The sequence below is a fragment of the Streptomyces sp. NPDC002785 genome (genome assembly GCF_040295565.1).
Taxonomy (GTDB): Bacteria; Actinomycetota; Actinomycetes; order Streptomycetales; family Streptomycetaceae; genus Streptomyces.
In genome coordinates, this window is sequence record NZ_JBEOVN010000251.1 from 1 (window position 1) to 9,159 (window position 9,159).

Annotated in this window: 7 protein-coding genes, 1 pseudogene and 1 riboswitch; of the genes and pseudogenes, 1 reads left to right on the forward strand and 7 read right to left on the reverse strand. The window is 68.7% G+C overall.

What is annotated here, in order from left to right:
• Positions 1-169 precede the first annotated feature (169 nt).
• A complete protein-coding gene (locus ABTZ94_RS33820) occupies positions 170-1,138 on the reverse strand; it encodes a M23 family metallopeptidase (protein WP_351206674.1) in 969 nt (322 codons plus the stop codon).
• A gap of 3 nt (positions 1,139-1,141) precedes the next feature.
• Positions 1,142-1,298: riboswitch (cyclic di-AMP (ydaO/yuaA leader) on the reverse strand.
• Between the two features lie 296 nt (positions 1,299-1,594).
• Positions 1,595-3,691, reverse strand: a complete 2,097-nt coding sequence (locus ABTZ94_RS33825; RefSeq protein ID WP_351206676.1) for an alpha-galactosidase — start codon at positions 3,689-3,691, stop codon at positions 1,595-1,597.
• A gap of 224 nt (positions 3,692-3,915) precedes the next feature.
• On the opposite strand from ABTZ94_RS33825, the gene ABTZ94_RS33830 reads away from it, so the two are divergent.
• Positions 3,916-4,728: a tyrosine-protein phosphatase gene (locus ABTZ94_RS33830; RefSeq protein ID WP_351206678.1), complete on the forward strand. Its 813-nt coding sequence runs from the start codon at positions 3,916-3,918 to the stop codon at positions 4,726-4,728.
• Positions 4,729-4,751: 23 nt separating this feature from the next.
• Here ABTZ94_RS33830 and ABTZ94_RS33835 read toward each other — a convergent pair whose 3' ends face one another.
• The 5 genes and pseudogenes from ABTZ94_RS33835 to ABTZ94_RS33855 all read right to left on the reverse strand — a co-directional run.
• Positions 4,752-4,919 (reverse strand): DUF6126 family protein, encoded by a 168-nt coding sequence (locus ABTZ94_RS33835; RefSeq protein ID WP_351206680.1) that lies wholly within the window; start codon positions 4,917-4,919, stop codon positions 4,752-4,754.
• 33 nt (positions 4,920-4,952) lie between these two features.
• Positions 4,953-5,561, reverse strand: a complete 609-nt coding sequence (locus ABTZ94_RS33840; protein ID WP_351206682.1) for a helix-turn-helix domain-containing protein — start codon at positions 5,559-5,561, stop codon at positions 4,953-4,955.
• A gap of 82 nt (positions 5,562-5,643) precedes the next feature.
• Positions 5,644-7,041 carry an aspartate aminotransferase family protein gene (locus ABTZ94_RS33845; protein WP_351206684.1) on the reverse strand — a complete coding sequence of 466 codons (1,398 nt, stop codon included), beginning with the start codon at positions 7,039-7,041 and terminating at the stop codon, positions 5,644-5,646.
• Positions 7,038-8,939: a 1-deoxy-D-xylulose-5-phosphate synthase gene (gene dxs, locus ABTZ94_RS33850; protein WP_351206686.1), complete on the reverse strand. Its 1,902-nt coding sequence runs from the start codon at positions 8,937-8,939 to the stop codon at positions 7,038-7,040. Before dxs ends, ABTZ94_RS33845 begins: the two co-directional genes overlap by 4 nt.
• A gap of 25 nt (positions 8,940-8,964) precedes the next feature.
• Positions 8,965-9,159: pseudogene (locus tag ABTZ94_RS33855) on the reverse strand (flavodoxin-dependent (E)-4-hydroxy-3-methylbut-2-enyl-diphosphate synthase); the annotation flags it as partial.

Sequence of the window (9,159 nt, forward strand, 5' to 3'; positions counted from 1 at the left end):
AAATCGGGGCAAAACCACCGCCCGTACCTGGGGGTGCGGTACACGGCCCCCCCCGATCCCGCCCCCATGTGCGGGTTGGACCAACCAGAAGGGGCGGTGCCCCGCAGCGCACCGCCCCTTCTGTATTGCTCAGGTCACGCTTCGTTGCTCAACTGCCCAGCCGCTCGGCTCAGACGTAGATGCCGTGCGAAGCCAGGTAGGCGATCGGGTCGATGTCCGAGCCGTACGCCGGGCCCGTGCGGACCTCGAAGTGCAGGTGCGGGCCGGTGGCGTTGCCGGTGGCGCCGGAGAGGCCGATCTGCTGACCGGCACTCACGGCCTGACCCGCGGAGACGGAGATCGAGGACAGGTGGCCGTACTGCGAGTAGCGGCCGTCGGCGTGCTTGATGACGACCTGGTTGCCGTACGCGCCACCCCAGCCGGCGGCGACGACATTGCCGGAAGTGATGGCCTTCACGCTGGTGCCGGTGAAGACGGGGAAGTCGATCCCGGTGTGGCTGCCGCTGGACCAGTTGGAGCCGGAGGCGCGGTATCCAGTGGTGTGGTTGCCGGGGACCGGGTGGCTGTAGCCGGAGCTGCTGCTCTGGCCGGCCGGGGCGGAGGTCTTGGACTCCGTGACCGTCGAGACCTTGGCCGGGGCGGACTCGACCGGGGCGGACTTGGCCGGGGCGGACTTCTCCGCGGCCGACGAGGGCACCGAGGGGGCCTTCGACGGGAGAGCGGCACCCGCGCCGGCACCGGTGGGCGCGGAGTGCCCCGCCGCCTTGCCGTCAAGCGTCAGCTTCATGCCCGGGAAGATCAGGCTGGGGTTTTCGCCGACGACCTTGCGGTTGTCCTGGTACAGCTTCTGCCAGCCGCCCTTGACCTTGTGCTCGTCGGCGATCTTCGACAGGTAGTCACCGGAGACGACGGTGTACGTCGTGGTGGTGGCCTGCTTCTGCGCGACCGGCTTGGCCGGGGCGGCGTGCGTGGCGGCGGAGGCCGACTGCGGGGCGGCCGGGGCGGCCTGCTCCGCGGCATGGGCACCGGTGGCACCGAGCAGCGGCAGCGCGATGACGGCGCCGCCGGCGCTCGCGGCGGCGACGCCACGGGCGATGGTGCTGGACTTCGTACGACGATGCTTACCCGATATGGGCATGACGTGCTTCCTCTCCGGCGCCTGCGAGGTGAGCTGTCGGGTTCGGGCTGGAGATGCCCTGCCGCGCCGAGCGCGACTTCACCCCTAGCCGGCCGGAGTTCTCCGATCGGCGGCCTACCTGGTTCCCCCGCTCCTGCCACGCGATGAGTGGGTGTGAATTCCGGACGGCGGCAGGATTAGGCGGTCCGTCCGGATTGACGGTGACCGTAAGCGAGTCAGGATGGAGAGAACAAGCCACTGGCTCCTTACCGGAATCCGCGCTCGGAAATCAGCGCGGAATTCCGGTCACACTCCGTGGATTAAGGATCTTTCCTTTCCGCACCGCGCACGGAATACCCGACCACCCCGCCAGCACACACCGTCACGGATATGATTCCGCTCACGAGACGGCAGCCATCTCCCGCACAAGCGGGGCACATTAGAATAAATGCACTCATTACGGACACGTCATGCCCATCATCCGCGTCGGAGCCTCAGAACCCGCGCGTCGAGATCGCCCCGAAGCCCGGTGTGCAGCCCCTGATGCAGCAGTACCGAACCGTGGTGCACCGCCCCCGTGTCCAGGCAGGTGTACGTCGCTGCGGGGTCGAGCCCGCGCAGCCGCAGGGCCGGGGTCCGCTCCCCGTACCTCTGCGCCTCCAGCCACATCAGGACCACCGTCTCGTCCCCATGGACGTACTGGACCGCGCTGAGTCCGCCGCGCGGGGCGCGCAGCCGGTGCAGCGCGCCGCGCTGCACCACCGGCCTGATCTCCTTGTAAAGATCCACCCAGGCCCGCGCCTCGGCCAGCTCCTCCTCACTCCACTCGGCGAGGTCCCCGCCGACCCCGAGCACACCGGCCATCGCGCTCACGAAACGGAACCGCAGTGAACTGACCCTGTCGTTGAGCTGGACATTCGGGCTGTCGGTGACCCAGGCGGCCATAACCCGGGCCGGATGGATCTGGCCGAAGCCCTCCTGGATGGTGAGGCGGTCGAGCGGGTCGGTGTTGTCGGAGGTCCACACCTGGTCCGTACGGGACAGAATCCCCAGATCGATCCGACCACCTCCGCCCGAGCAGGATTCGAAGGCGACTGAGGGGTGCGCGGCCCGGAGCCGGTCGATCAGCGCGTACAGGGCGTCCACATGCTCGATCCAGAGCTTCTGCTGATACGCCTCGCCAGGCCAGCCCGCATCGGTGAAGCAGCGGTTGAAGTCCCATTTCACATAGTCGACGGGCGCACTGGAGAGCAGTGTGTCCAGTTGCTCCCACAGATAATCCTGCACATCGGTGCGGGCCAGATTGAGCACCAGTTGATTACGGAACTCGGTCCGTGCCCGCCCTGGGAAATGCTGCACCCAGTCGGGGTGCGCGCGATAGAGGTCGCTGTCGGCATTGACCATTTCCGGCTCGACCCAGATACCGAACTGCATGCCGAGTCCGTGCACTTCGTCGGCGAGCGGCTTCAGCCCGCAGGGAAAGCGGTCCGGATTCGGCGTCCAGTCGCCGAGCCCGGCCCGGTCGCTGGTGCGCTGCCCGAACCACGCGTCGTCCACGACGAACAGCTCGACACCCATCGCGGCGGCGCGCTCGGCGAGGGTGCGCTGCTGCTCCTGCGAGATGTCGAAGCCGGTCGCCTCCCAGGAGTTGTAGAGCACCGGCCGCAGGGTCTGTGCGTCCGGGATCACATGGGCCAGCTGCCAGGCGTGCCAGGCCCGGCTCGCCCCGCCGAACCCCTCCGCACTCCACAGACCGGCGAAGACGGGCGTGGTGTACGACTCCCCCGGCGCCAGCAGCAGCAGCCCCGAGTCGTCGTAACCGGCGCCGCCGGTGATCTGTACGAGCCCGTCGGGGAGTTGCTGTACGGAGATCCGCCACGACCCGGACCAGCCGAGCGCACAGCCGTACACCTCGCCGCTCTCCTCGGTCGCCGCACCGTCCGCGTCGAGTGCGACCCACGGCAGGTACTGGTGTCCGGTGTGGCCGCGCCTGCTGGAAATGACGCTCTCGCCGTACGTCAGCTCCGCCCGTGCGAGCTGCGTCTCCGCCGCCCAGCGTCCGTGCAGCCGGCTCAGCCGCCAGCCGTCGCGGGCGGGCAGCGCCCAGGCGGCCGCGTCGGCACGCAGCAGTTCCAGCGGCGGACCCTCCGGCCCGGCGTGGCCGACGGTGGCCCAGCGCTCGATCACATCGGAGTCGCCCCGCATCCGGTAGTGCAGGGTGAGGGCGAGCCGGTGCACGGAGTCGGTGAAGTCGATACAGAGTTCGTCTCCGTCCACCGTGGCGTCGACAAAGGCCCACTCGGTGCCGCGGACCTCCGGGGTGCGTACCGAGAGGGCCGGGCGGACGAACCGGGGGCCGCCCTCCACGGGGTACTCCTCGCGACCGTCGAGCTGGGACTCGAAGGCCCTGAAGGGTGGCTGCGGCGCTGCGGCCAGGGCCTCGGCTGCAGCAAGGGGGATCCGTGGCCCCCAGTGCAGATGGACCAGCTCGTGCCGCTCGGTGAGTCGCAGTGCATAGCTGCTGCTCGCCCCGCTGAGCAGCCAGGTCCGGCCCTTGTCGCCAGTCTCGATCATCGCACCCCCACATTCGAACAGTTCCGCACATCATCGACCGTCGCCGGTGGGCGGACAACAGCCTTGCAAGGAATTCACCGTGCAAATTCGCCGCAGGAGTACCGGGGTTCGCGGAAGTATCGACAAGCAAGACCGAGATGATTGCCTGAGGAATCAATGTCGTATCGTCGCGGGAGTGGTTTTGTCGGCGACTCCCGCCGGCACCAGACACTCCAGGAGTCACTGTGACGCAGCAGTTGCCGCAGATCCCGTCGGCGGAACCCGAGCTGGCGGGTGTCCGCAACTTCCGCGATGTGGGCGGGCTGCCCACCGCGGACGGTCGGCGGGTGCGGTTCGGACGGCTCTTCCGCAGTGGTCACCTCGCGCACGCCACCACCGAGGACACCGCCTTTCTCGGCGGTCTCGGTCTGCACACGGTCTTCGACTTCCGCAATGCGGCCGACCACCGGCTCGACGGCCTGGACGTGGAGCTGCCGGGCGTACGGAACGTGAGCATCCCGCTCTCCGACCCCGCCGACGGCGCCGAGTTCTGGCGGATGGTCCGCGACGGCGATCTCGATCAGCTGCGCTCGATCCTGGCCGACGGCAAGGGAACCAACCGGATGATCGCCTCGTACCGCGCGATCATCCGGGACCGTACCGCCGAGCACAGCCGGGTCCTGCACGCCCTGGCCCAGGACAGTGTTCCCGCGTTGATGCACTGCGCCGCGGGCAAGGACCGGGCCGGTCTGTCCATCGCGGTGTCACTGCTCGCGGTCGGCGTCGAGCGCGATGCCATCGAGGCCGACTACCTGAAGTCGAACGACGCCCACCGCCGCTACAAGGTGCACCGCAGCGACACCTCGGCGGACGGCATGTCGGCCGAGGTGATGGAGCTGCTCAATCCACTCTTCGGCGCGCACGCCGACTACCTCGCTGCGGCGTTCGCCACCATCGAGGAGACCTGGGGCAGCACGGACCGCTACTTCTCCGAGGGCCTGAAGCTCGCGCCCGAGACCCGTGAGCGGCTGCGCGACCGGCTCCTCGGCAAGGCGTAGCCGAACCCGCCCGTCGGAGGTGGTCAGCCCTTGCCGGCCACCGCGAAAAGCAGGTAGAGGAAGGCCGCGAAGACGTGTCCGGCGATGAGATAGGCGAACAGCCGGATCACCACACCGCGCGGAAACTTCCGCTCCTGGGCTTCGTAGTTCTTCTTGGACCCGAGCGGGTCGAAGTTCTCTGAATCGGACATGACGGTCCTCTCTGGTAACCGGATGGACCGGTCTCAGCGGCGGTGGACACCGCTGCCGAGGCACAGCTCGGCGGCGGGGCTCTGGAGCAGGGTGTGGACGAAGAGAAGCTCGGATCCGTCGCGGTCGACGGCGGCGATCCGGTGCGGGGTGAGTGAGTCGTAGTGCGCGCTGTCACCGGGGGCCAGATCGTGCGCGGTATCCCCGAGCGTGACCCGGAGGTGCCCGGCGAGCACGTACAGCCACTCCTCGCCGGGATGGACGCGCACGAGATCACCCTGTGCGCCGTACGGAACCCGGACACGGAGCGCCTGCATCGCCCGGCCGGAGCCGCCGGCCTGCTGGTACATCCAGCCGTCGGCCTCGGCCCCCTCGAACCTCCCGCCACGGATGATCGCCTCACGCTCCGGGGGCGTCTCGCCGAGCAGTTCGGAAACCGTCGTACCGTAGATCCTGGCAAGACCGAGGAGCATCGGCAGCGAAGGCTGCCGACGGCCCGTTTCGAGCCGGGACAGATGGGCGGGTGAGAGCCCCGCCTGTTGAGCGGCGGTCTCCAGGGTGAGACCACGGCTGCTGCGCAGATCACGCAGACGCGGCGCGACCTCGGGCAACTCGTCGGCCACCCCTCCGTCAGGAGTGTTCATATGTCCATTGAGCCAGGAACTTTCCTCTTAGGCAAATTCCTTGCCTAAGAGGCAAACGCAATCCCGGAAGGGCCCCGCGGGATCAGCGGTTGGCGACGGCCTGCTTCACCAGGGTCCTGCCGAAGTCCCACATCAGCCCGCCGCCACTGTGCGCGTCGTCCATCACGGCGGTGAACGCCGTGACGAACCGGTCGACCTCCGGCTCCCCGATCACCAGCGGCGGAATCAGCTTGATCACTTCCAGGTGATCACCCGAGACCTGGGTGAGGATGCGGTGTTTCTGGAGCAGGGGCACCACCACCATCTGCGCGAAGAGGCCCTTGCGGGCCGCCTGCAGCATGGTCCAGCGGCTGCGCAGCTTCAGTGACGACGGTCGGCCGAACTCGATGCCGATCATCAGTCCGCGCCCGCGCACCTCGTGCAGCAGCTCATAGCGGTCGACCAGCGCGGCCAGCCGCTCGCGCAGCAGATCACCGGTGCGGCGCGCGCCCGCGACGGTCTCCTCGTCCTCCATCACGGCGAGGACCGCGAGCCCGGCCGCCATCGCCTGGGCGTTGGAACCGAAGCTCGCGGAGTGGACCAGGACCCGGTCCATCGACGAGTAGACGCGTCTGAAGATCCAGTCCTTGCCGAGCGTCGCCCCGACCGGCACATAGCCGCCGGAGAGAGCCTTGGCGACACAGACCAGATCGGGTTCGACCCCCTCCTCGTGCTGGTACGCATAGAAATCGCCGGTCCTGCCGAGGCCGGTCTGCACCTCGTCGGCGATGAGCAGTGCCTTGTGCTGGTGCAGCAGTTCCTGCGCAGCCCGCAGAAAGCCGGGCGGCGCGGCGTGGACGCCCTTGCCCTGGATCGGCTCGACGACCAGTGCCGCCACGTCGCCGCGCTTCAGTTCACGGCGCAGTGCGTCGAGATCACCGAGCTCGATGGCGGTGTCCGGCAGCAGCGGTGCGAAGCCGTCCCGGAAATCGCTCTCCCCGTTGACCGAGAGCGAGCCGGTCGTCAGTCCGTGAAAGGCGTGGGTGCAGTAGAGGATCCTGGCCCTGCCGGTGGCGTACCGGGCGAACTTCAGGGCGGTCTCGACAGCCTCCGTACCACTGTTGCCGAAGAAGACCCGGTCCAGGTGCGGGCTGTGCGTGAGCAGCTTCTCGGCCAGCAGCCCGGGCAGCGGCTGGCAGTCGAAGCGGGTCAGATCGGCGAGCGAGGCGTCCAGGACGTCGTGCAGGGCCTTGCGTACGACGGGGTGGTGCCGGCCGAGGCCCATCACGCCGAACCCGGCGAGCATGTCGAGGTAGTCGTTGCCGTCCGCGTCCCAGAAGTGCGCGCCCTCGGCCCGTTCGTAGACCTTGTCGAAGCCGATGGTGTGCAGCATGCGCGGCAGCTGGTGGTTGAGGTATTTCGTGTGCAGCTCGTAGCGCTCGGCGCCGCGCTCCGCGAGGAGCTGCGCCAGGTCGAAGCCCTTGGGCCCGTCGTCCTTCATGCCTCGCTCTCCTCAGTCCTTGTCGCTGCTCCCTTGGCGGCCAGTGCGGCGCTGATGCGCCCCGCGACCTCGACCGGTGTGAGCCCGATGTCGGCCAGCACCTCGGCGCGCTTGCCATGGGCGAGGAACTGTTCGGGGATGCCGAACGTCCGCAGCGGTACGTCGACCCCGGCGTCCCGCAACGCCTGCCCGACCGCCGAACCGACGCCCCCTGCCCGGCTGTTGTCCTCGACGACGGCGACCAGCCGGTGCCGTTCGGCGAGCGGGGCCAGCTGTTCGTCGACCGGCTTGACCCAGCGCGGGTCGACGACGGTGCAGCGGATGCCGCCGCCCGCCAGCAGGTCGGCGGCCTTCAGACAGACCGGGGCGAGTACACCGACGGCCACGAGCAGCACATCGGGGTTGTGCGCCGCGCTCAGGACGTCCATTCCGCCGATCCGGTCGATGGCCGGGATCGGCTCCCCCACCGACTCCTTGGGGAACCGAATCACGGTGGGTGCGTCGTCGATGTCGACGGCCTCGCGGAGTTCGGCGCGCAGTTCGTCGGCGTCGCGCGGGGCGGCGATCCGCAGCCCGGGGACGACCTGCAGCATGGACATGTCCCACATGCCGTTGTGCGAGGGCCCGTCGGGACCGGTGACCCCCGCCCGGTCGAGGACGAAGGTCACCCCGCACTTGTGCAGCGCGACATCCATCAGTAGTTGGTCGAAGGCCCTGTTGAGGAAGGTGGCGTAGACGGCGACGACCGGATGCAGTCCGCCGGTGGCGAGTCCCGCCGCGGAAACCGCCGCGTGCTGCTCGGCGATCCCGACGTCCCAGACCCGGTCGGGGAACGCCTCGGCGAACTTCGTCAGTCCGACGGGGTGCAGCATCGCGGCGGTGATGGCCACGACATCCGGCCGCTGCGCGCCGATCGCGGCGATCTCGTCCCCGAACACCGAGGTCCAGGTGGGCTCTGCGGACGGGACGAGCGGTGCGCAGGTCAGCGGGTCCATCGCGCCCACGGTGTGGAAGCGGTCGGCCTCGTCCCTCAGCGCGGGCGGGTAGCCGCGGCCCTTCTCGGTGAGACAGTGCACCAGCACCGGGCCGTGGAAGCGTTTCGCCCGCTGCAGGGCGGATTCGACGGCCGCGATGTCATGACCGTCTATCGGCCCGAGGTACTTGAGCCCGAGGTCCTCGAACATGCCCTGCGGGGCGAAGGCGTCCTTGAACCCCTTCTTCGCGCCGTGCAGCGACTCGTACAACGGCTGTCCGATGACGGGCGTCTGCTGGAGCAAGCCCTTGCCCCACGACAGGAAGCGCTCGTATCCGTCGGTGGTACGGAGGGTGGCGAGGTGGTTGGCGAGACCGCCGATCGTGGGGCCGTAGGAGCGCTCGTTGTCGTTGACCACGATGATCAGCGGCCGGTCCCTCGCGGCCGCGATGTTGTTGAGCGCCTCCCAGGCCATACCGCCGGTGAGGGCCCCGTCACCGATGACGGCCACGACATGGTCGCTCCGCCCCAGCACCTCATGGGCCTTGGCGATGCCGTCGGCCCAGCCCAGGACCGTCGAGGCATGCGAGTTCTCGATGACATCGTGCTCGGACTCCTCGCGGGAGGGGTACCCGGACAGGCCCCCCTTGCCGCGCAGCTTGGAGAAGTCCTGCCGCCCGGTGAGCAGTTTGTGCACATAGCTCTGGTGCCCGGTGTCCCACAGGATGCGGTCCACGGGCGAGTCGAAGGCCCGGTGCAGAGCGATGGAGAGCTCCACCACCCCCAGGTTGGGCCCCAGATGACCTCCGGTCCTCGCCACCGCCCGGACGAGGAACTGTCTGATGTCCTCGGCGAGTTCGTCGAGTTGTGCTTCGCTCAGCGCCTTGAGATCGTGCGGCCCCCGGATGTTCCCCAGAATCGTCACGCTCGGGCCCCTCTCTGGTTCTGTTTCAGCTCACGGTTACGGCGGGAACCCCCGAGGGTGTTCCCGCGTCGTCCATGCCCTCGGCGATCTTCAGGGCTTCTTCGATCAGCGTCTCGACGATCTTGGACTCGGGCACGGTCTTGATGACCTCGCCCTTGACGAAGATCTGTCCCTTGCCGTTCCCGGAAGCGACACCCAGGTCCGCCTCACGGGCCTCACC

Bases quoted from the DNA above. Each gene is read 5' to 3' on its own strand.
- ABTZ94_RS33820 (WP_351206674.1), bottom strand. From the start codon at position 1,138: ATGCCCATATCGGGTAAGCATCGTCGTACGAAGTCCAGCACCATCGCC.
- ABTZ94_RS33825 (WP_351206676.1), bottom strand. From the start codon at position 3,691: ATGATCGAGACTGGCGACAAGGGCCGGACCTGGCTGCTCAGCGGGGCG.
- ABTZ94_RS33835 (WP_351206680.1), bottom strand. From the start codon at position 4,919: ATGTCCGATTCAGAGAACTTCGACCCGCTCGGGTCCAAGAAGAACTAC.
- ABTZ94_RS33840 (WP_351206682.1), bottom strand. From the start codon at position 5,561: ATGAACACTCCTGACGGAGGGGTGGCCGACGAGTTGCCCGAGGTCGCG.
- ABTZ94_RS33845 (WP_351206684.1), bottom strand. From the start codon at position 7,041: ATGAAGGACGACGGGCCCAAGGGCTTCGACCTGGCGCAGCTCCTCGCG.